Origin of the sequence: Cobetia crustatorum (assembly GCF_000591415.1) — a bacterium.
GTDB classification, from domain to species: Bacteria; Pseudomonadota; Gammaproteobacteria; order Pseudomonadales; family Halomonadaceae; genus Cobetia; species Cobetia crustatorum.
On the sequence record NZ_JEMF01000060.1, the window covers coordinates 1 to 22771 of the forward strand.

At 62.6% G+C, this 22771-nt stretch carries 17 protein-coding genes and 3 pseudogenes; 9 read left to right on the forward strand and 11 right to left on the reverse strand.

Going from position 1 to position 22771, the window contains the following annotated elements; translation table 11 throughout:
* The first annotated feature begins 1189 nt into the window (after nt 1-1189).
* Nucleotides 1190-1918, forward strand: a complete 729-nt coding sequence (locus BF12_RS22230) for a hypothetical protein (RefSeq protein ID WP_169734534.1) — start codon at nt 1190-1192, stop codon at nt 1916-1918.
* Entirely contained in the window at nt 1915-3447 is a 1533-nt protein-coding gene (locus tag BF12_RS20020; RefSeq protein WP_051510987.1) for a DEAD/DEAH box helicase, read from the forward strand. The genes BF12_RS22230 and BF12_RS20020 overlap by 4 nt, the downstream gene beginning before the upstream one ends.
* A gap of 1023 nt (nt 3448-4470) precedes the next feature.
* Here BF12_RS20020 and BF12_RS0112755 read toward each other — a convergent pair.
* The 4 genes from BF12_RS0112755 to BF12_RS23170 are packed head-to-tail and all read right to left on the reverse strand — an operon-like array spanning nt 4471 to nt 7620.
* On the reverse strand, nt 4471-5694 hold the full coding sequence (locus BF12_RS0112755) for an ABC transporter substrate-binding protein (RefSeq protein WP_024952611.1): 1224 nt from the start codon (nt 5692-5694) through the stop codon (nt 4471-4473).
* Nucleotides 5691-6542, reverse strand: a complete 852-nt coding sequence (locus tag BF12_RS0112760) for an ABC transporter ATP-binding protein (protein WP_024952612.1) — start codon at nt 6540-6542, stop codon at nt 5691-5693. Before BF12_RS0112760 ends, BF12_RS0112755 begins: the two co-directional genes overlap by 4 nt.
* Complete coding sequence (locus BF12_RS23715; protein WP_282705499.1) at nt 6539-6916, reverse strand: FecCD family ABC transporter permease; 378 nt, start codon at nt 6914-6916, stop codon at nt 6539-6541. The genes BF12_RS0112760 and BF12_RS23715 overlap by 4 nt, the downstream gene beginning before the upstream one ends.
* Nucleotides 6895-7620 carry a FecCD family ABC transporter permease gene (locus tag BF12_RS23170; protein WP_282705500.1) on the reverse strand — a complete coding sequence of 242 codons (726 nt, stop codon included), beginning with the start codon at nt 7618-7620 and terminating at the stop codon, nt 6895-6897. Before BF12_RS23170 ends, BF12_RS23715 begins: the two co-directional genes overlap by 22 nt.
* A gap of 494 nt (nt 7621-8114) precedes the next feature.
* Here BF12_RS23170 and yghX point away from each other — a divergent pair.
* Nucleotides 8115-9001: pseudogene (gene yghX, locus BF12_RS20030) on the forward strand (YghX family hydrolase).
* Between the two features lie 205 nt (nt 9002-9206).
* Here the strand turns inward: yghX and BF12_RS0112775 are convergent.
* On the reverse strand, nt 9207-10292 hold the full coding sequence (locus tag BF12_RS0112775) for an endonuclease/exonuclease/phosphatase family protein (RefSeq protein WP_035160115.1): 1086 nt from the start codon (nt 10290-10292) through the stop codon (nt 9207-9209).
* 403 nt (nt 10293-10695) lie between these two features.
* Here BF12_RS0112775 and thiM point away from each other — a divergent pair, with 403 nt between their 5' ends.
* The gene (gene thiM, locus BF12_RS0112780) at nt 10696-11535 is read left to right on the forward strand and encodes a hydroxyethylthiazole kinase (protein ID WP_024952614.1); all 840 of its coding nucleotides are present in this window, start codon (nt 10696-10698) and stop codon (nt 11533-11535) included.
* Nucleotides 11525-12148, forward strand: a complete 624-nt coding sequence (gene thiE / locus BF12_RS0112785) for a thiamine phosphate synthase (RefSeq protein ID WP_024952615.1) — start codon at nt 11525-11527, stop codon at nt 12146-12148. Before thiM ends, thiE begins: the two co-directional genes overlap by 11 nt.
* Before the next feature lie 134 nt (nt 12149-12282).
* Here thiE and eat read toward each other — a convergent pair whose 3' ends face one another.
* From eat to BF12_RS22930, 5 genes are all read right to left on the reverse strand, one after another.
* Nucleotides 12283-13701 (reverse strand): ethanolamine permease, encoded by a 1419-nt coding sequence (gene eat, locus BF12_RS0112790; protein WP_024952616.1) that lies wholly within the window; start codon nt 13699-13701, stop codon nt 12283-12285.
* 73 nt (nt 13702-13774) lie between these two features.
* The gene (gene eutC / locus BF12_RS0112795; RefSeq protein WP_035160116.1) at nt 13775-14635 is read right to left on the reverse strand and encodes an ethanolamine ammonia-lyase subunit EutC; all 861 of its coding nucleotides are present in this window, start codon (nt 14633-14635) and stop codon (nt 13775-13777) included.
* Entirely contained in the window at nt 14632-16038 is a 1407-nt protein-coding gene (locus tag BF12_RS0112800; protein WP_024952618.1) for an ethanolamine ammonia-lyase subunit EutB, read from the reverse strand. Before BF12_RS0112800 ends, eutC begins: the two co-directional genes overlap by 4 nt.
* 177 nt (nt 16039-16215) lie before the next feature.
* Complete coding sequence (locus tag BF12_RS20035) at nt 16216-16854, reverse strand: MurR/RpiR family transcriptional regulator (RefSeq protein WP_248623705.1); 639 nt, start codon at nt 16852-16854, stop codon at nt 16216-16218.
* Nucleotides 16851-17147: a MurR/RpiR family transcriptional regulator gene (locus BF12_RS22930; RefSeq protein WP_248623706.1), complete on the reverse strand. Its 297-nt coding sequence runs from the start codon at nt 17145-17147 to the stop codon at nt 16851-16853. Before BF12_RS22930 ends, BF12_RS20035 begins: the two co-directional genes overlap by 4 nt.
* A 165-nt stretch (nt 17148-17312) precedes the next feature.
* On the opposite strand from BF12_RS22930, the pseudogene BF12_RS20040 reads away from it, so the two are divergent.
* The 4 genes and pseudogenes from BF12_RS20040 to BF12_RS23180 all read left to right on the forward strand — a co-directional run bounded on the left by BF12_RS20040 (nt 17313) and on the right by BF12_RS23180 (nt 20776).
* Nucleotides 17313-18640, forward strand: a pseudogene (locus BF12_RS20040) (aspartate aminotransferase family protein).
* A gap of 41 nt (nt 18641-18681) precedes the next feature.
* A complete protein-coding gene (locus tag BF12_RS0112815; protein WP_248623707.1) occupies nt 18682-19278 on the forward strand; it encodes a carboxymuconolactone decarboxylase family protein in 597 nt (198 codons plus the stop codon).
* Nucleotides 19279-19619: 341 nt separating this feature from the next.
* Nucleotides 19620-20162: pseudogene (locus tag BF12_RS23175) on the forward strand (FAD-dependent oxidoreductase); the annotation flags it as partial.
* A 95-nt stretch (nt 20163-20257) separates the two neighbouring features.
* The gene (locus tag BF12_RS23180) at nt 20258-20776 is read left to right on the forward strand and encodes an NAD(P)/FAD-dependent oxidoreductase (protein ID WP_282705501.1); all 519 of its coding nucleotides are present in this window, start codon (nt 20258-20260) and stop codon (nt 20774-20776) included.
* Between the two features lie 34 nt (nt 20777-20810).
* Here BF12_RS23180 and BF12_RS20055 read toward each other — a convergent pair whose 3' ends face one another.
* On the reverse strand, nt 20811-21647 hold the full coding sequence (locus BF12_RS20055) for a glycosyltransferase family 4 protein (RefSeq protein ID WP_051510992.1): 837 nt from the start codon (nt 21645-21647) through the stop codon (nt 20811-20813).
* Nucleotides 21648-22771: the final 1124 nt, after the last annotated feature.

Genomic DNA, 22771 nt, shown 5'->3' on the forward strand with positions numbered 1-22771 from the left:
GCGAGGAACTTCCAACACGCCTGATTCCGTCATGATAAGTGTCCACTTATTGATAGGTGGACATCTAACGTGACGGAATTCAGGACTCTGCGGTAGATGGGATCACCGGTCGCTTACTTTAAGACTCAACGCAAATTATCCTGAGCTACCTCGCACGCCCACTATCAGCCGCTTTGGCAGCTGCGACTCCTTAAAATCAAATCGATCTCATTTACACCAGAAAGCGCCCCTCCATCACGGCGCCAGAAGTGTCATGTCACCGGTAGCTATCGGGGCGGGCAGAAAGGCAGGTGCGTATTCTTATATACTGCGCCCTCTACTACTGAATCGATAACTTCAACGTGAGGTGACGGATCACAGGTTGCCCACTGGCAAGTTGACCCTGTGGCTCACCCCGTCAAGGAGTCAGTTCGTCATGTGGAATCTGGACAGCTCGCTCCCGGCGAGGCGGGTCCTGAGTCGCAAGCACTGTCTCCTTGTCGCATGCCGGGCCGGCCTGATACCGCGCCGTGCGCCCCGCAACGATGCCAGCCCCTTGGCGCGCATCTCCTCCGACTGCGTCGTAGTACCACAGAGAGAGCACACGCGATGGGTCGTCGCTTTCCCCTAAACGATCGGTAGCAGGTCATGTCGTAAGCCGGCGCCCTGGACCTTCGCGCCATCTCATCGGCTTGCAATGGCTGAGACCGCACCTCGCCCAGACAGATAAGCGCGTTATCCAACATGCTGGAATACCTGACTGAGGTCTCGACAACCTTCTTTTATTCCATCGACGAAAATATGCCGCTGAAGACTCTTGCGGGCTTGTCAACATTCTTCTTGGAATGCGTTCACAGAAAGTGGATAACAAATCGCGGCAACACGAAATGTCGTCTCTCCAACACAGTCCGACTGCTAATCCTCTCCGTTTTCATTTCATGGCAACCAAGCAGCTGACTTCTCCATATAGTGTATTCAGCGTCACGATTCCATTCTGTAAACTCCATACCATTTGCGCACTTAGCACCTAAAAAACCATTTATAACAATAAGTTAAGAACCTTAATGACTTGCCCCCCAAATAATTAAACCTCTGACACTCAGAATGAAATTGTGAGGAATCGGCGTTCTGAAGATCGGCTTCCCAGAATCACTTACTGTCGCAAGGTCGAAACAACTGGCTACTACTTGTCAGGACCATGATCCAATTCATGATTATCGATCCGAGGTTGATCTCCATGACAGACTCGAACGCACCGTATAACACTATCTTTCGGGATACTGGCAATCTTCCCGTTGACAATATCTCGTGTCCCCAGAGCGAACGTATCAATCGAGTATTGATCCCTCTGCTGAGTGATTATGCCGAACAGAAATCTCACTTCACGATTGTGAAATGTCGAGATGCCCTATTAGCGGAGGCATCGATCACCACCATCAGCAAGCACTATCTATATAAATTTATCGCCAAACGTTTGAAGACCTGGATCGAACAGGGGTTCGCCATCGAGGTAGGTATCCAGGGCAAGAAACGCAAGGTCTTTCAAATGCTCTGTCCTCCGACGAGTCCACGTGCCGCCAATCGAACCGCGACCCTCTCCGCTCCGCCTCTCTTGCCTGAGGCGACCAAGACCGAGATGCCCTTCACCTCCTCCCAAGACCAAGCCCCAGCCCCAGCCCCAGCCCCAGCCACCGAACCTGAATTCACCGACGAGGACAAACGCAGCTTGAAGGAGTTGGCTCGTCAACAACTCATCACCCTGGAAGAGAGCGAACTCATGATCGAGTGTTTCGACTTTCTGCTGAACGAAAAGCCGAAATGGTGCCACCCGCTTCATCATTACCGAGCACAGGCTGCCGCGAGGGCGATCCGGGCAAAGGCGTATCACAAGGCATTCCTCACTCTCTCCGAACAACCGACCACGGAGGGCGACACATGAGACGTCGATCGCAAAACCGTCTACTGAAAGGCGGGGCAACTCCTCCCTTGCGAGGCTGGCAGGCACGGTGCATCGAAACCGCGCTGCAGACATTGAGTGAGGACCGACCTCACTTTCTGTGTCAAGCCACCCCGGGGGCCGGAAAGATGCTGATGTCGGCGGTTCTGGCCGAAGAGCTGATACTCAATGGCAGCATCGATCAGGTTCTCTACTTGGGCCCGACAACGGCGGTCGTTCAGCACGCAAGAATGCAGTTTGAACAGGTGCTGGGACGCCCCTTGCGAGGGGACCTCCACGACGTGGGTACCTGCGTGACCTATCACGCGCTTCATCATCGACTCGAGGAGTTGAAGATGCTTTGTCAGCGAGGCCGAGTCTTGATGGTTTGGGATGAAAGTCATCATGCCGCCAGCCAGACCAGCCTCGATGGCGAGCATACCTCGGGGTTGAATCAATGGGGAAAAGCCCTGCTATCCCTTGAGCAACACGTTCGTTTCACCCTCGCGCTTTCCGGCACACCGTGGCGGACAGATGGTAGCTGTCTCCCGCTATTGCATTACCATGAGTACGACACATCCTCCTCGCCCAAGGCTGCGCACCGCCCGTCTCGTCACCTGGTTCCAGACTTCGTCTACTCGCTGCGAGACGCCATCGACGATCAAGTGTGCAGAACCCCAACGATTCATCTGCTGGATAATCGCGACATTCTGCTGCGAACCAGGTCGGCAAGCGCCTATCTCACGACGGTACAGCGCTATCAAAGCCTACCCGCACTGATGCGGCATCCCAAAGTGCCGTATGCAAGTCTGGTACGCCATCGCGAGCTCAGCAGACATCTTCTGATGCTGGCCGCTGACAGCCTGGTTCGATGGCGGGAGCAAGATCCACAGGCAGGTGGACTGGTGATCGCATCCGATATTGCCCATGCCAACGCCATTGCGGATCTGCTGGAGCAGCAGGGACATACCACCAGCCTGGTCACCAGCCAGTCACCTGATGCCCACGAGAGGTTAGCGAGCTTTCAGCAGGCTCGGACGCAATGGATCGTCTCCGTCAATATGGTCAGCGAAGGCGTCGACTTACCGCGGCTTCGCGTGTGTTGTTATCTGAGCCATATCAAGACCGAGCAGTACTTTCGCCAGGCATTGGGCCGCATCATTCGTCGTCAGCACCACCATGATGCACTGTGTGACTTCTATATGCTCCAGGACCCCTTACTGGAACGCTATGCCAAACGCGTGCTGGAAGACCTGCCGGAGCCACACTCGCGAATACAGTACTCAAGCTTCGCCGGCAGCCCCGTCCAGCGCTCGTCTCGTGCGCTACCAGTACGCCAAGCCCCATATTTCGACGTCACAGCAGAGGGCGATGTGTTGCTGCCCCCTCATAGACGGCCACCCGGCACTCTCCCACCCTATCATTCACCTGCGCTAGCAGCAGGAAGACCCCATCCCGATACAGATCAGGGACTGCTCTCGGGGATCCATTTCTCTCAAGACTTCATCACGCACGTGATTCTCCTCACATGACGAATCGGGCGAGAGTATCTACCGCCCCACACCGCTTCACCCGACGTACCAGCCTTGAGAGAGGCTGGTACGTCGATTGTATAGGCGATCTCACCCTTCAGGCTTCCACAAACCTGTCCAGCGGCCTCCATCACGCTGCGGCTACCGGCACGTCAGATGACACAGTGGGCATGCCAGCCACGGAGCGCGGCACGTGAAAGGCTGTCAGGCCATCGTCGCATTCTCTTTCGTATTCTCCTGGTGGAAAACACAACGACACACCCGTCATCAGGAGGAAGCGATGTCCTTGCGGGCAGCCACCTGCTGCCGCATGAAGACACCTCTGCCTCCCTTCCCGACGTGAGGACTGCTGGCCATATTCCATAGTCCGTCCCTACCTCGGCCTGACCGGATAGCGGCTAGTGAAGACCACTCGGGTCGGGCTATCCCATCGGCGATATCTGCCCAAATAGTCAGCACAACACGCGTGGCTTCCTGAATGCAAAGCCACGATACGGCGTAATCAGTGTCATCCTTTATATCCATGCTGTAAATAACGAACGCAATAAACCCTATATAACGCGGCGCTCATCATAATAAAAAACCACAAATCATTTCCCTTTCACCATGACACCGCGTTACGATGACACCTCACTTACCCTCGCTCCACACCACTCGATATGCCCTCAGAGACGGAAATTTCTGGTCAGCGCACTGCGCTCGACTCACAGCTCCCGCAGCCAGCATAACCTGTTGACGTAACTCCTAAAATTGACAATTCTTGCTGAATGACAAAAAACGCTGCCCCCTAGAATGGCTTACCATATGACAACAAAGTGCGATTTCGCACCTATTGCCCTACAGCAAGTGATTGATTTAATTAAGCACATAAAATAAGGGGGAATATATCAGGCGATGACACCCTCGGGCGATGACAACGCCGAGCGATAACATCATAGGACGATGACAACGTCGCCCCATCGTTTCAGGAAAGCCTCAAGTAGAAAATACGACTTCCGTCCCCGAGCACCAGCCCCGATCAGCTCATTGGGTCGTGGCAGGCGCCTCAAGCGCCAGCTGCCCCCAGAAGTGGCCGCTGCTGCGCGACAGCGTCGGGTCATTCATCAAGTAGGCAAAGGTCGCCATGGGGTCGAGGTCGGCAAAGGTCTTGGGGTGCAACCAGCGCGCGATGGCCTCCAGCGCGACGATGGCATAGGGCCCCTGGTGGAAGCCATGCCACAGCGCCATCACCCGGCCCTGCTTGACGGCATCCAGTGACTGCCAGCCGGGCAGTGTCTGCACCATGCGCGCCAGATCGTGCTGGATATCCTCACCCGAGATGCCGATGCCGGCACGCAGGCCATCGCCCTTGGCCCACTGGCCGCCGGTATTGAGAATCGCCTCGGGCGGGTGTGCCAGCACCCACTCCTTGCTGAGGGTGGCACCGCTGACAGGCGCCAGTTCAGCGGCCAGATTGCGCCCGCCGGCCCGCGTGACCAGGTCCGCCACGCCGTTGTGCAGATTGGTACGACAGCAATCCACCTTCACACCCGGTGCGATGTTGATCAGCACGCGCGGCCGTTCGGCAATCGTCGCCAGACGTTCGTCAATCAGTGCCAGATGCGCCGCGATGGTGTCATCCACCTCACGGGCACGCGCCTCGACGCCGAGCACATCGCCCAGCAGGCGCACGCTGACCGGAGCATCCTGCAGCGGATGGTGATTGAACTCGACATACAGATAGGGAGTGCCGACCTCGTCCAGCAGCGCTGCCAGCGGCGAGCCTTCGATACGCGAGCGCTGGGAGAGATCGAACAGCACCAGGTCCGGCGTCAGCGCCAGCAGGGCCTCGCCCTCGAGGCTCGGGGTCGAGGCGCGACTCAGCGCTGGCAGCGTGGCAAGTTGCGGCCAACGCGTCTCGAGACGCTCGGTCATCGCGGGGTCAAACACCGCCAGGGGGTAGGCCCAGCCGACGATACGCTCAAGCGGCGCATCCAATAGCGTCAGCAGCGCATACAGCTGGCGCGGCTGGGCGAGGAAGATGCGCTGCGGTGAGACCGCAAGCGTCACCTCGCGCCCGGCGAGATCCGTGACCTGACGCGGAAAGCTGGCCCGGGTCTGCACCTTGGCGACCGGCTCGGCGGCATGGGCAAGGTTGCCCGGCGCATTCGAGAAGGCGCCAGCGAAGACACTGGCGAGTGCCAGCAGGCAGGCGCCTGCCAGTCTTCTGGGTTCGCTTCTGGGCTCAGTCTTGCGCACCGCCATCATCGTCTGGCTCCGACATCGCGCGTGATATGGCCGATATCGGCGTGGGCCGAGTCGGCGACGCGGTCGGTGAGTACCACCGGATGGCCCAGCGAGCAGCTCTCGATCCGCGCCTCGATGCCGTAGGCCTCACGCAGATGCTCGGTGGTGATCACCTCCCGCGGGGCCCCGGTGGCCAGCAGGCCGGAGGGCGCGAACAGGATGATCTGATCACAGAAACGCAGCGCCAGATTGATGTCATGCAGCGCGATCAGGCAGATAGCCTGCTGCTCCTGCACCACACCGCGCACACCTTCGATCAAGGCCAGCTGCCAGCGCAGGTCCAGCGCACTGGTCGGCTCATCCAGCAGCAGCAGTTGTGGCTGGCGCACCAGCGCCTGGGCGAGACCGACCATCTGACGCTGACCACCGGAGAGCGTGTCCATGCGCCGGAAGGCCAGCGAATGCAGCGACAGGCGCGCGAAGACCTGCTCGACCAGCGAGTCAGTGGCCTCGCGGCTAAGCTCGGCACGCGCCGCGCGACAGGCGCTGGCCACGGCCTCGTAGGCGACCAGACTGGTCGGCTGCGGCAGCGTCTGCGGCAGGTAGCCGACATGACGCATGCGGTTTGCCCCGTGCAGCGACGACAGCGCAAGCTCGCCGAGGTGGATGTCGCCCTTGGCCGGGCGCATGCCGGCAATCGCCTTGAGGAAGGTCGACTTACCGACCGCATTCGGCCCGAGCACCCCAACCAGTGAGCCCGCCGGCAGCGGTGGCAGGTCGAGTTGATCGAAGATCATGCGCCGCTGATAGCCGGTGGTCAGCTGCGAGATCTTCAAGGATGCTTGCGAATCAAAGACGTGATGGCTCATCCCTGCCCCCTGCGCTGACCGAGCAGCAAGGCGAGGAAACAGGGGATCCCGATCAACGAGGTCACGATCCCCACCGGCAGCACCAGTCCGGGCACCAGCGACTCACTGGCCGTCGCGGCCAGGGACAGCACCAGCGCCCCCGCCAGCGCACTGCCGGGCAGATAGAAGCGATGGTCTTCCCCCAGCGCCAGACGCGCCATGTGCGGCCCGACCAGACCGATGAAGCCGATGGTGCCGACAAAGGCCACCGCCACTGCCGCCAGCAGGCTGACGCGCAACAGCGCCGTGCGGCGCAGACGGGTGACCGGCACGCCGAAGCTGCGCGCATGGTCTTCCCCGGCACGCAGCGCTGTCAGCGCCCAGGCACGCCGCATGGCGAAGGCAGGCAGACGACCAGCACACTGGCGATGATCGCGACTCGCTCCCACGAGGCTTCCGACAGGCTGCCCATGGTCCAGAACACCAGCTGTTGCAGCGCATCGGGACTGGCCACGAACTGCACCAGCGCATTGACGGCGTTGAGCACGAAGACCAGCGCGATGCCGAACAGCACGATGACTTCGCGACTGGCGCCATACAGCGAGGCCACGGCATCGATGGCCAGAATCGACAGCGCCGCGAACACGAAGGCCATCAGCGCGATGGTGTAACTGGGCGGCAGCCCCGGCAAGGCGACATCCAGGATGATGACCAGCGAGGCACCAAGTGTCGCCGCGGCGCCCACGCCCAGTGTGAAGGGGCTGGCCAGGGCGTTGTTGAGCACGGTCTGCATCTCGGCACCCGCAAGCCCCAGAGCGGCACCGACCAGCGCCGCCATCACCGCCGTCGGCAGGCGAATCTGCCAGACGATGGCTTCATTGATCGGCCCGTGCGAACCGGGATTGATGAGTTCGCCCAGCAGGTCAGACAGCGCGAGATCGGCAGGGCCGGTCATGATGTCGCCAAGGATGGCCAACAGCAGTGCCAGGCCCAGCGCGGCGAGAATCACCACACGTTTCCAGGCGAAGCGCCGGTATTGCTGGGCGAGCGTAGGCGACGACTCAGGCGCTGAGGCCTGAGCGTGCGCGGGGGGAGACATCGGACTTTTTTCAATCACCAGCAAGGTCTGCCACTAGGAGGAGGAAGTGAACTTCCATGCATCAGGGCCCACCGGAGCCGCCAGGCAGCTCGGCTATCAGCATGAATCATGCGCAGATGATAATGATTGACGCCTGCAGTCACAATGCGCACGGCCGCGACTGGCGATATGCGCGACTCGGCTCACGCCCATTCAACCCAACCTGGCGGTGCCGTCAGTCCTTCCCACACCAGTGCTTCCCACACCAGCCCTGCTCACGCCCACCCTACCCACGCCCGGCTCACGTACGCTTCGGCACATACCCAAATCAGCAAATGACAGGCTCGGCAAATGACAGGCTCGGCAAATGACAGACTCGGCAAATACCTGACACAGCAAATGACAGGCCCGGAAGATGACAGACTCGGTGAACAGGCCGGCAAAAACTTGGTAGCGTCATGGCGGGTTGCTATGTTCAAGATTCGCTCGCCCCTTCTCTTGCCCAGGAGTCTGACATGGCCCGCCTCACTGCAAAGGATTTTGCTCCCGAGTTGCTGGAGCTGTACGACGGATATGTGCATGGCAACATCACTCGCCGCCAGTTTCTGGATCGCGCGGCGGCCTTTGCCGTTGCGGGCATGACGGCCACCTCGATTCTGGCAAGCTTGAGCCCCGACTACGCGCTGGCCTCCCAGGTCGAGTTCACCGACCCCGACATCGTCGCCGAATACATCACCTACCCGTCCCCCGATGGCCACGGCGAGGTGCGCGCCTATCTGGTGAAGCCCGCCAAGGCCAGCGGCCCGCTGCCGGGCGTGGTGGTGGTGCATGAGAATCGCGGTCTCAACCCCTATATCGAGGACGTGGCGCGCCGCGTGGCCAAGGCCGGCTATATCACGCTGGCCCCGGATGGGCTGAGCTCGGTGGGCGGCTATCCGGGCAATGACCCCAGGGGCAAGGAGCTGCAGGCACAGGTAGACCCTGAAAAGCTGATGAACGACTTCTTCGCCGCCATCGATTACCTGATGAGCGAGGACCGCACCACCGGCAAGATCGGCATCACCGGCTTCTGCTACGGCGGGGGCGTCTCCAATGCCGCCGCCGTGGCTATCCGGAGCTTGCCTGTGCCGTGCCCTTCTATGGCCGCCAGCCGCGCGCCGAGGAAGTCGCCGCCATCAAGGCCCCGCTGTTGCTGCACTATGCGGAGCACGATGAGCGCGTCAACGCCGGCTGGCCCGCCTATGAAGCCGCGCTGAAAGAGCACGACAAGGTCTATGAGGCCTACATCTACCCGGACACCCACCACGGCTTCCACAACGACTCCACCCCGCGCTATGACGAACAGGCCGCCAAGCTCGCCTGGGACAGAACTCTTGCCTGGTTCGAGAAGTATCTGAGCTGACCTCAGGCGGCACCAGGAAGACGGCCTGCCCGCCTCAAGGCAACGAAGCCAGCCATCACGCTACCCCCGTGATGACTGGCTTCGTCATTTCGTGTGTTCGGGGCCTATGCCCCTTCGGGCTCAGGCCTGATCAGTTCACAACAAGCCTGTTCAGGCTGACCTGTACAGACGAACCTGTTCAGAACAGACCCGCTCTAACAACAGCTCAGCTGCACAGCATGCCGCTGGCGACGATCTCGCCGAGCGTGCCCTTGCCGATACCGCTGATGCGGGTCAGTTGACCGCTGGAACTCCACGGGCGCTGACGGATGATATCGGCGGCGCGTGCCGGCCCGATATTGGGCAGGCGATCCAGTTGATCGGCGTTGGCGGTATTGAGGTCGATACAGGTCTGACTCGCCGAACTGGAGGCGTTGGATGCACGACTGGCCACCTCTATGCCCGCCGCCTGCGGCTGGCCGCCGTCAAGTGGCAGCAATGCCAGTGTATCGCCGGTCACCGACAGATAGATCGGGGCGTGATCGGAGACATCGGCACGCGCCGCCTCATGACTGATCCCCAGATAGTCCGGGAAGCGGAACACCTCGCCGCTGGCGCTGGGCCATTCGCTCGGCACATACCAGATGTTGTCGTAGAGCGAGGCATAGCGGCCATCGGTCTTGGAGAGCGTCGTCGCGCCCTGGGTGATCAGCGGGCGCAGGCCGAGGGTCCGCAGATCTCCCCAGGCAGGCTCATCCGGCGCCATGTTGAAGTCGCCCATGATGATCGCCGGGGTGCCGGGCGAGATTTCCTTCATCAGGTCGTAGATATCCGCCAGCGCACGGATTTCCGGCGCGCGATCCGCCTTGCTGTCGCCGTAGACGATATGCACGTTGGCGGCGCTGAAGGCCCGCCCGCTGTCCTTCTCGACGAAGGTGGCCAGCAGCGGCTCGCGCGAGAACACATCCTCGGGATCGAGATAGACGGTAGCTCCGCCCTGATAGGCGATCGTCTTGTCGCGATACAGATAGGCGTAACGCTCGGTATAGGTACTGCGCCCGACCGCATGGCTGACCAGGCTGTCCCACTCATCGCCGGTCAGCGCCTCAAGCTGCTGCTCGAGCTCGCTGACGACCTCCTCCTTCATCACCTCCTGCAGGCCGATCAGGTCCATATGGGTCGCCACCGCCGCGACCTGCTCGAGATGCTTGCCGTTGTTCCACCCGGCATGCTTCAGATTCCAGCTGGCGATCACCGCATCCGCCTGACTGCTGGCCGCAGCGCCCAGCAGCACGGGCACTGTCAGTGCCATCACTACCCTTCTGGCGATGCGCTCAAGCCGAGAACCGCCAGACGGCTGCCGGCCGCGCGGGGGCTTGCTGTTGTTGCTCGTGCTGCTCGTGCTGCTGTTGCCAGCGAAATCCAGGTGACTGCTGCTCGTATTACTGACGCTACCGCGCTGACCCGTTCGTATCACTGCGTGACCCTTGACTGATGACTCGTACACAAAAGACCTTAAGAGACTGTATCTTATGGACTTGTCGTCAAGGTTTATAGAACCACGATATTATTTATTACCCTTTGCGCGACTCTTGATAGATGACAGAGAGCTAGCGTGTCACGCCACCGTCAGCGCCGGACCTTGCCACTTGACCTTTCAGCGCCAGCTTTTACTCTCGAGCGCTGATGCTTCCTTTCTCCAGTCACGAGATCCCATGACCCCATCGTCATCCCTTTCTCCCGGCAGCCTGCTGAATCAGCTGCGCCAGACCACGCCGCTGGTGCACAACATCACCAATCACGTCGCGATGACGCCGACCGCCAATACCCTGCTGGCCATCGGTGCCTCGCCACTGATGGCGCATGCGCAGCAGGAAATCCAGGAGATCTCCGCCATCAGTGCGGCGCTGTCGATCAATATCGGCACCCTGTCACCCAGCTGGATCGAGGCCATGCAGCTGGCCGCGATGTGCGCCCACCGCGATGGCAAACCCTGGGTGCTGGACCCCGTCGGCATCGGCGCCTCCAGCCTGCGCCAGTATGCGTGCCGCGCTCTGCTGGAATATCGTCCCAGCGTGATTCGCGCCAATGCCTCCGAAGTGCTGGCGCTGGCCGGTGAGATGAATCAGGGTCGCGGCGTGGACAGCGGCGATGACGGTGAGGATGCGCTGGAGCGCGCCAGTCGGGCCGCCGTCGCGCTGGCGCGCACGCAGAACTGCGTGGTGGCGATGACCGGTCGTGTCGATGTCGTCACCGATGGCCAGCGGCAAATCACGGTGCAGGGTGGCCATGCGCTGATGGGGCGCGTCACCGCCATGGGCTGCGCGCTGAGCAGTGTGGTCGCCGCCTTCCTCGCCGCCTCCCTCGCCGGACATGACGACGCCCTGCACGCCACCGCCGCCGCGCTGGCCTGTTACGCCGAGGCCGGTGAGACGGCGGGCCAGTCGGCGCAAGGCCCGGGCAGCTTCGTGCCACGCTTCATGGATGCCCTGTATACTCTCGACGCCGATTCCACCCCGCTAGCCTCTCGTCTGGAGCTGACCGATGTCACTTGATCTATCCCTTTACCTGGTCACCGACCCCGCGCTGTGCGCAGAGCGCGGCCTGGAAGCCACCGTGATGGCCGCCGTGCGCGGCGGCGTCAGTGTCGTGCAGCTGCGCGACAAGCATGCCAGCGACGAGGAGATGATCGCCCAAGCCATCCGCCTCAAGGCGCTGCTGGACGAGTACGAGGTGCCGCTGATCATCAATGACCGCATCGAGGTCGCGCTGGCCAGTGGCGCCGATGGCCTGCACATCGGTCAGAGCGATGGCGACCCGGTCGAGGCGCGTCGCCGTCTCGGCGAGGACGCCTTGATCGGCCTGTCGGTCCAGACGCTTGAGCAGCTCAAGGCCGTCGATGTCGAGCGCATCGACTACCTCGGCCTCGGCCCGGTATATGCCACCCCGACCAAGCCGGATCATGCCGCGCCGCTGGGCATCGAGGGACTCACGCAGCTCGTGCGCTCAAGCCCGCTGCCGACGGTCGCCATCGGCGGCATCTCGCTGGCCAATGCCGGTGAAGTCATGACCAGCGGCACCGACGGCCTCGCCGTCGTCTCGGCGCTGTGCAGTGCCGAAGACCCCGCCGCGGCCGCCCAGCAATTCCTGGCGCAGTATCCTTTCTGATTGGATCTGAACTGTGCTGATCTGATCTGAAATGAGCTGAGCTGAGCTGAATTGAGCCCGCCAGTCACGACAACGCCGCCATGGTCAGCCATGGCGGGCGTTGTCGTCTTTGCTACCTGAACTGATTGAGCGGATCAGCTGGCCGCCAGGTCACTCTCGGCATTCGCCACCAGCGCGAACTCCTCCTCGGCGGTCTTCGCCACCAGCCGATGACGGCTGAAGATGGCGTAGTAGGCGATGCCCACCACGAACAGCACCAGGGTGTAATTGAAGGCACGCGGATCGAAGGCATAGACCCCGGTCAACGCGATCAGCGAGAGCACCAGCGCGATAGCGGACGTCACGATGCCGCCCGGCGTGCGATAAGGCCGTGCCAGCGCCGGCTGACGCAGGCGCAGCAGGATATGGCTGGCCGCCATCAGCGCGTAGGAGACTGTCGCCCCCACCACCGCCATGCCCAGGATCAGATCGCCCTCGCCGGTCAGCGAGACCAGGAAGCCGAAGATGCCCGGCACCACCAGCGCCCAGGTCGGCGCCTTGCGCTTGCTGGTCAGCGACAGCGTCTTGGGCAGATACCCCGCCCGCGACAGCGCGAAGACCAGACGGCTGTAGCCATAGATGATCGAGAAGAACGACGCCACCAGCCCCGCCAGGGCCAGCACATTGACCAGAGTCGCCAGCCCCTCGCTGCCGGTCGCCTTGAGGGCATCCACCAACGGCACGGCGCTACTGCCGATTGCCTCGGCACCCGCGGCACCGGCCAGCAGGAAGACGACCAGCACGGCGGTGAACATCAGAAACAGCATGGCGCCGATGATGCCGCGCGGGACATCACGGGCCGGGTTGCGCGATTCCTCCGCCGCCAGCGGCACCCCTTCCACGGCCAGAAACAGCCACATGCCGAAGGGCAGCGCCGCCCAGATGCCATACCAGCCATTGGGCATGAAGTCGCTGGCACCCCAGGCGTCGGTCGGTGCGATGTCGAACAGGCGACTGCTGTCGAAGTCACCGATCAGCGCGACGGCGGTGGCGATGATCGCGAACACGGCCAGACCGCTGATCACCATCATCACCTTGAGCGCCTCGCCGACCCCCGCCAGGTGAATGCCGATGAACACCAGATAGAAGATGGCGTAGATGATCGGGCCATTGATGCCCAGCAACGATTCCACCGCGCTGCCGATGAAGATGACGATGGCCGCGGGGGCCAGCGCATATTCGATCAGCACGGCAAGACCGGTGAGGTAGCCGCCTGCCGGCCCCATCGCCTGGCGGGCGAAGCTGTAACCGCCGCCGGCAGCCGGAATGGCCGCTGACATTTCGGCCAGCGACAGCACGAGTGCCAGATACATGATGCCCATCAAGAGAGCGGCGATCGCGAAGCCGCCCCAGCCCGCCTCGCCGATGCCGAAATTCCAGCCGGCGAAATCGCCGGAAATCACGTAGGAGACCCCGAGGCCCGCCAGCAGGACCCAGCCTGCCGTCCCTTTCTTCAATTGGCGCCTGGCCAGATAGTCCTGCTCATTCGTGTCGTGATTCGTGTCGCGAGTCATGGTGCCGCCTTGTATGCCTCAGGCATTTGTCATTGTTGGATCGGGAGATTCCCGCTGCTGCGCTGCCGTCCCATCAGGACAGCAGGAAGTTCTGGATACCGGTGCCGCCTTCCAGCGCCGTCTCGCCGCTTCTGTCCTTGAGGCCCACGCCGGTGAGGCCGAGCTTGCGTGCCTCACGCAGCAGGTAGTGCTGACGCTGGGCGGCCATGGCGAAATCGAGCCCTGCCGGGCGCACGTTGGAGATGCAGTTGCGGCTGGCATCGCTCAGGCCGACGCGCGGCTGCCAGGTCAGATAGAGCCCGAGGCTGTCCGGAGAGCTGAGGCCGGGACGCTCGCCGACCATCACCAGCACTGCACGAGCCTTGAGCAGCTCACCGACTTCATCGCCGATCGCGACCCGTCCCTGCTCCACCACGCTGATCGGCGCCAAAGACCAGGCATCCGGCCCGTCCCCTGCCAGCGCCTCCAGCAGTGCGGCGATGAATGGCGCGGCATTGTTCTGCACCGCCAGAGACGAGAGCCCATCGACGACCACGATGGCCAGATCGGCAGGCTGGGCGTCGAGGGCGGACAGCTGCTGACGCGACGCCTCATCGAGACGCCGGCCGTAATCGGGGCGTTGCAGGTAGGTGGTGCGATCCACGGCGTGACTGTGCAGTCGCTGAATCTGCGGAGCATTCTCGAGCGCTGTGAGCTGATTGAGGTCCTCGATCAGTCGAGGAATCTCCAGCGGCAGGTGGACGGCGTCCTGGGCGCGGGCGTGCGCCAGCTGGAATTCCAGCGAACGATTGGTCGGCAGGCTGATACCGGCACGGCCAAGGCCGATGCGCGCATCCGTGAACTGGCCAAGCCGCTGCCAGGGATTGGGCGTGACGATGGCATCGGGTTCTAGGCTGCGCGAGATCGCGTCAGCAGAGGGCTGGTCAGGGTTCATGCGTCACCTCCTGTCACCTGACGCAGTGAATTGGCGAAGCGGTCGGGCATTTCGCTTGGCAGTGCCTGGGTGGCGACATCGGTGAAGATCTGCATCTCCTCGAGCCAGGCGGCGAATTCCGGTGCCGGTCCCAGGCCCAGCACCCGCCGTGCATAGAGAGCATCGTGGAAGGAGGTGGTCTGATAATTGAGCATGATGTCATCCGAGCCGGGGATGCCCATGATGAAGTTGCAGCCCGCCACCCCGAGCAGCGTCAGCAGAGTATCCATGTCGTTCTGATCGGCATCGGCATGATTGGTGTAGCAGATGTCGCAGCCCATCGGCAGGCCAAAAAGCTTGCCGCAGAAGTGGTCCTCGAGGCCGGCGCGGATGATCTCCTTGCCATTGAACAGATACTCGGGGCCGATGAAGCCGACCACGGTATTGACCAATAGCGGCGAGTACTTGCGCGCCACCGCATAGGCGCGCGCCTCGCAGGTCTGCTGGTCCAGGCCGTGATGGGCATCGGCGGACAGCGCACTGCCCTGGCCGGTCTCGAAATACATCACGTTGTCGCCCACCGTGCCGCGCTTGAGCGACAGCGCGGCCTGCTGCGCCTCCGCCAGCACGGAAAGCTCGACACCGAAGCTCTCGTTGGTGGCCTGGGTGCCGCCGATGGACTGGAAGACAAGATCCACCGGGGCACCCTGCTCGATGCACTCGAGGGTATTGGTGACGTGGGTCAGCACGCAGGACTGGGTGGGGATCGCGTACTTCTGGATCACCTCATCCATCAGACGCATCAGCTTGATGCTCTGGGCCACGTTGTCGGTGGCCGGGTTGATGCCGATCACGGCGTCGCCGTTGCCGTAGAGCAGGCCATCGAGAATGCTGGCCGCGATACCGGTGACGTCATCGGTGGGATGATTGGGCTGCAGGCGGGTCGAGAGATGGCCGCTCTTGCCGATGGTATTGCGAAAGGCGGTGGCCACCTCGCACTTCTTCGCGACCAGAATCAGGTCCTGATTGCGCATCAGCTTGCTGACCGCGGCGGCCATTTCGGGGGTGATGCCGGCGCGCACCTGCGCCAGCACCGCGGGGGTCGCGAGATCACTCAGCAGCCAGTTGCGGAAGTCGCCGACGGTGAGATGCGCGATCGGCAGGAACGCGACCGGATCATGCTCATCGATGATCAGGCGGGTGATGTCGTCCTGTTCGTAGGGAATCAGCACGTCTTCGAGGAAGGTCTTGAGGGGCAACTCCGCCAGACACAGCTGAGCGACGACTCGCTCCTCGGCGGTTTCCGCGATCACGCCAGCAAGACGATCTCCGGAGCGGGCAGGCGTCGCCTTGGCCATCAGCTCGGCCAGATTGGCAAAACGATGGACCTGACTGCCCAGGGTGTAACGGTACTCGCGGCTCATGGGAAATTCCTTGCCCTGACGGATGTCATTTCATATCAGTCGTTTTGCAGGAATCACGCCAATCTCCCTCCATGCCTCTTTGGTCCTGCATGCGCCTTGAAGCCGCATTGCGTAGGCCTGCTCCCGCACCACTGTGGTGCATGACCGCGTTCCCCTCGGTGCAGTGCGTCGCGGGCATCAGCCGCGTGCGCCCCCCAACTCCGTGATGATCGCCTCGCGCTGCTTGAGCGAGGCCACCCCGGCATCGCCTAGCTTGCTGGCCACCTCACTGAGCAGGCCTTCGGCGAGAAACATGAAGGCGCTCATGCTGTTGCTGTAGAAGAGGCTGTGATTGGGCACATGGAAGCTGTAGCGCGCCAGCGGCTCCAGCGGAGAGCTGGCCGAATCGGTCAGCGCGATCACCTCGACTCCACGCTTCACCGCCACCTCGGCGCAGGCCACCACGCTTGGGGTATAGGGGAAGCAACTGGCCACCACCAGCACGTCACCGGCCGACAGCTGGGCCAGTGCATCGGCCACGCCCTGTCGACTGGCATCCAGCGGCGCCACGTCCGGGCGCAGCATGCCCAGCCCATAGGCCATGAACAGCGCCAGGGAATTGAACTGACGCATGCCGTGCAGACGCACGCGCGGCGCTTCGGCCAGCAAGGTGGTCGCGGCCTCGAAGGCCGCGGCGTCCACCCTCTCCAGCATGCTGAGGATGTTGGCGCTCTCCTGTCGTCCCAGCCGCGCAAGCTGGGCCATGGCGCTGCTATCGGCGTCTCGCGCCAGCAGCTGCGAAGCCTGCTGGCTGTAGAAATGCTCGCCATCCGTCACCGCCTGGCGAAAGACATCCTGAAACCTGCTGAAGCCTCGTAGCCCAGCCGCTGGGCCAGACGCGAGAAGGTCGAGGCATTCACGCCGGTCAGCTCCGCCAGCTGGCTGATGGAAGACACTGCCGTGCGTTGCGGGGACTCGATCAGCACCGCCAGCACGCGCCGGGAACTCGCGCCGAGACGAATCTCCACCTCACGACGATCGATCGCCGCCAGCAACTGCTTCAACCCCTCCAGGGTCTCCGGCGGCGAGTCAGGGGATGCGGGCCCGGGGGCTCGGGAGGATGGGGGCATGGGATACCTCCTTGGCAAGGGACAGGACAGATGGCGGCAACGGTAGCATCTCTGGCCGGTCGAGTCCGAAGGCACAAGCGACCATATGCAATTATTTATTGCACAAACTACAAATGCACTACATATTTGCATTACGTCTTCGCACCCTGCTGCCATGGAGCCCGCATGAGCCACGTACTGCATCGCAACCTCAATCAGAAGTATCCCACCGCCGTGAAGGGCGATGGCCCCTACATCGTCGATCGAGAGGGACGCCGTTATCTGGATGCCAGCGGTGGCGCAGCCGTGTCATGCCTGGGGCACAGCGACGAGGCGGTGGCGCAGGCCATCAAGGATCAGGTCAGCCAACTGGCCTACGCGCACACCTCGTTTTTCACCAGCGACCCGATGGAGCAGCTGGCCGACTTCCTCATCGAACGCGCCCCCGCTGGACTCGACGCCGTCTACTTCGTCTCCGGCGGCTCGGAAGCGGTCGAGGCGGCGCTCAAGCTGGCCCGTCAGTATTTCGTCGAGATCGGCCAGCCCCAGCGCAAGCATCTGATCGCGCGACGCCAGAGCTATCACGGCAATACGCTGGGTGCGCTGGCCACCGGCGGCAACGCCTGGCGCCGTCAGCAATTCGAGCCGCTACTGATCAACGTCAGCCACGTCAGCCCCTGCTACGCCTATCGGGACCAGCAGCCCGACGAGACGCCCGAGGCGATGGGCATTCGTCTTGCCGCGGAACTTGAGGCGGAAATCCTGCGCCTGGGCGCCGAGAACGTGATGGCCTTCGTGGCCGAGCCGGTGGTCGGTGCCACCCTGGGCGCGTCACCGCGGTACCGGGCTACTTCAGACGCATCCGCGAGGTCTGTGATCGCTACGGCGTGCTGTTGATTCTTGACGAGGTGATGTGCGGAATGGGGCGCACCGGCAGTCTGTTCGCCGCCGAGCAGGAAGGTGTCACGGCGGATCTGATCACCATCGCCAAGGGCCTGGGCGCCGGCTACCAGCCGATCGGCGCGACCCTGGTCAGCCAGCGCATCCGTGATGCCATCGCCAATGGCTCCGGCTTCTTCCAGCACGGCCATACCTACATCGGCCACGCCACCGCCTGTGCCGCGGCGCTGGCGGTCCAGCAGACCATCGAAGCCCGCGACCTGCTCACTCGCGTCAATGTCCTCGGCGAGGGGCTCAAGGCGCGCCTGAACGAGCGCTTCGCGCATCACCCCCATGTCGGCGACATCCGCGGTCGCGGCCTCTTCCAGGGGCTGGAGCTGGTGGCGGATCGCGATTCCAGAAAGCCCTTCGACGCCTCCCTCAAGCTGCATGCGCGACTCAAGAAGGCCGCCATGGCCGAAGGCCTGATGTGCTATCCGATGGGCGGCACCCTCGATGGCCGCCAGGGCGATCACATCCTGCTGGCACCGCCGTTCATTCTGCAGGAGTCGCATCTGGACGAGATCACCGCCAAGCTAGGGCGTGCCATCGATACCACCCTTGCCAGCCTGTGACGGCTCAGCTGCAGGCACATTGCCTACCCCACGATCTTTGAATGGATTTGAATGGAGTGACTTTCATGGCGATCACATCGCGTCTGACCGAACTGGATGACGCCAGCATGAGCGCGGCTCAGCGCGAGGTGCTGGCCGAGATTCTCAGCGGCCCGCGCGGCAATCTGGACGGCCCCTTCCTGGCCTGGATCCACAGCCCCGAGCTTGCCAGTCATGCCCAGCGCCTCGGCGCCTTCTGCCGCTACGCCACCGGCCTTGAGCTGCGCCTCAGCGAGCTGGCGATTCTCACCACGGCGGTGTGGTGGAAATCACAGGCTGAATGGCAGATTCACGCGCCGATCGCCGAGCAGGCCGGCCTCGCACCCGAGGTCATCACGGCACTGCGCGAGGAGCGTGAACCCGCATTTGAACAAGACGATGAGCGGTTGGTCTATCGCGTCACCCGCGCCCTCTACGCCGAGCGGCGCGTCGATGATGCCCTGTACGGCGAGGCCGTCGCGATGTTCGGCGAAACCGTGATGGTGGAGCTGGTCGGGGTGCTGGGCTATTACGCCCTGGTGGCGATGACGCTGAATGTCTTCGCCGTCCGGCGTGGTGATGACATCCCGCTGCCCTTCGAGGAGCCGAGCCGATCTTGAAACGCGTGTCTTGAAGGGCCTGGATTGCGCCACGCCCGGAACGCTTGAGTAGGACACGCCCGGTGACAACGCGCTTGCCGAGCTGTCGCGCGCGAGGCATGCTCGAAAGATCCCCTGCTGCGCCCCGGCCACCCCCGGGGCGTGCGTCATTGCGGCGCGAATACCTCGATGACGACGCTTCGATATCGACGCCAGGATGACAACACCTCGATAACAACAAGATGACCACAAGGTGAGCAATCAATGAGTGATAGCGAACACACGGAAGTGGCGGTGATCGGCGCGGGCGCCGTGGGTGTCGCCTGCGCCTGTGGCTGCGGCGCAGCGGCCACGAGGTGACGATGATCGAACGCGAAGGCATCGCCAGCGGCACCTCCTTCGGCAATGCCAGCACCCTGGCGGATTACGGCTGCCTGCCCATCGCTCGTCCGGAAATCTGGCGCAGCATGCCGTCGCTGCTGCTGTCGCCTGACTCGCCTTTCGTCATCGACTGGAAATGCCTGCCGAGGCTCTCGCCCTGGTTGATGCGCTTCATGGGCCAGTGCAACGCCACTCGCTTTCGCGCCAACAGCGAGATGCTGGCCCAGCTGCTCAGCCATACCTACACGGACTACCAGCCGCTGCTGGACGATGCCCCCGCCGCCGCCGCGATGATTCAGCGCAAGGGCTGCCTGTATGCCTACGGCAAGGCCGAGAACCTGCAGGCCGCACAGGGCGATATCCGGCTGCGCGACCAGCTCGGCATCCACCAGCAGGTGCTGACGGCGGACGAGCTGATCGCACTGGAACCCGCCATGGAAGGCCACACCGCGGGCGGCGTGCTGTTCCCCTCCTCCTGTCACCTCGATGACCCGCAGGTGTTCATCGACACCCTGGCGACCCCGCTGCGCGAAGAAGGCCGGATCGTCAGCGCCGAGGTCACCCGCCTGAGCCGACAGGCTCCGGCATGCTGCTGGAGTACGCCGATGGCCGGCGACTCATGGCGGACAGAGTGGTGCTGGCAGCCGGGGCCTGGTCGGCAAACCTGGCCCGCCAGCTCGGCGACAGGATTCCGCTGGATACCGAGCGTGGCTATCACATCGAATTCGATCTCGAGCACTCGCCGCTCAACCGCCCGACCTGCCCGGTGGAAAGCGCCTTCTACATGACGCCACTGCACAGCGACGAGGGTGCGCGTCTGCGAGTGGCCGGCACCGTGGAGCTGAGTTCGCTTGCGGGGCCGGCCAACCCGGCCCGTTTCGACTATCTGGAAAGCCGGGTGCGCAAGGTGCTGGGAATCGACGCCCCGGTCGCCCGGCGCTGGCTGGGCTTTCGTCCCACCCTACCCGACTGCGTACCGGTGATCGGCCCATCACCTAATGAGCCTCGCGTGATTCATGCCTTTGGCCATCAGCATATCGGGGTGACACTTGCAGGCGTGACGGGGCGCCTGGTCAGCGAATGTCTAGCCAAAGGCTCACCAGAGTGGATCACGCCCTGCTCCCCCGCTCGGTTTTGAAACCATGCTCCATCTCTGATGTCAGGGCGTTATTTTACGAGGCATCCGCGATGCGGGCTTGACCGGCGGTCAGGCGCTCCAGCAACTGCTGCCACTCGCCGCACAGGGTGTCGGCATCGAAGCGCGCGGCATTGTCGCGTGCCAGCAGGGACATCTCGCTGCGACGAGCCTCATCCGTGATCAGGTCACGGATCTCGCGCGCCAGAGTCTCATCGTCCTCGACATTCACCAGCACGCCGCTGCCGCCGGCCAGGATTTCGGCAGGCCCGGTCTCACAGTCTGTCGAGACCACCGGCAAGCCAAAGGATTGCGCTTCCAGCAGGGTCATCGGCAGCCCCTCCCAGCGTGAGCTCATCACGTACAGCGCCGCCCGCTGATACTCCTTTTCCACCTGTGAGGTGCGGCCCACGAAGACGACGCTGTCACTCAGGCCCAATGTCCAGGCCTGGGCCTTGAGGTCATTTTCATCCTCGCCCCAGCCGACGATGCGCAGTCGCCAGTCAGGGTGGGCCGACACGACCTTGTGCCAGGCATTCAGCAGCACATCGAAGCCCTTCTGCTCCGTGAGGCGCCCGACAGCCAGCACGGTACGCGACGCTGCGCTCTCCTCGCTGGGCCTGGGGAAGTGTGGTACCGGATTCCAGATCGCGCCGATCTTGTCGCGGATGCGATAGCGCGCTCGCCAGGCTTCGGCGTCCCGCTCGGTGAGCACCACGATGGCGTCGGCCAGGCGCACGGCGGTCGAGCGCCCCACCGAACGCAGGCGTGAACCATGATCGGTGGCGAGGTTGAAATGCTCCCAGCAGATGATCCGGGCGCGCTGGAACGGAGCCCACGGCGCACAGGATCGAATCCACCAGCACCACGACATCAGCCTGTTGGTGACGGACCTTGGCCAGCAGCGCCGAACTGATGCCCAGCGAACGCCGGGCCCCGCCTCTGGCTTCCTTCAGATTCAGGCAACAGGTCGTGATGCAGTCCTCCAGGGCAAACGAGCTGGTCGCTGGCCCGAACAGACTCGCGATCATCACCTCATGACCCAAGCGCGCCAGTCCGCTGGCGATTTCGCATGTGACACGTTCCGTGCCTCCGTCACTGGAAAGATTACCGATGACAAACAGAATCTTCATTGGCTCATGCGCTCCACAGGGAAATGCTCGCCGCGAGGCACCCGACAGCAGACGAGATATCGCCTTGCTTGATCGAAATGCCCAACTGCGGCGCAGAAAAAACCCGCCACCGACGAGGGTCGATGGCGGGAGATAAGGGGAAAGACATGAAGCGGTGCGACCTGGCCCAGAACGCTAATGCAGAAGCCAGTGCAGGAACGGTAGCGCAAAACTGCTGAAAGCAAGACGACCGGCGGGCAACATGACATGACCGCTTCATGGAGAAAGATGCGTCAGGCACCTTTTCGGAAAGCCAGTACGTCGGAAAGACAACGCATCAGCAGGACAGCGCGTCAGCAGGAAACACGGCAATAGTAGCGTGCGTGGTAAGCCGACACGGGGAGCTAGCACGGAAAGCAAGCTCGAGAAGCGAGTTCGAAATCGAGTTCGAAATCGAGAGTGGCAAGCGGTCTGAGCGCTGAACGAGCACTGCCAGGTATCATGCGAGAGGCCAGCTCAACGCGTCCTGCTCACCCCCGCCTTCTGAGAAACACGCTTGTCCTGAATCGGGGTGGGCGTACAACGCGCGCCGTGGCATGGGTGATGACGAGCTAGATCCACTGCCGGCGCACCAGTCTCATCTCGATAGCTCAATGCTGGCACCTGGAGACAGGATCAGCGGTCAGCAATCGGGTGAGACGATTCAGCGTCCTGCTTGCTCGTCCTGCTTGCTCGTCCGGCTTGCTCGTCCTGCTTGCTCGTCCTGCTTGCTCGTCCGGCTGGCAGTGATGGCTTCAGTCGAGACGCGATGGATGATGCCGCAATCTTCACAGTGATAGAGCGGCGCCTTGCCGGCCAGTCGCTGCCCGGCTCAGGCTCCAACCCT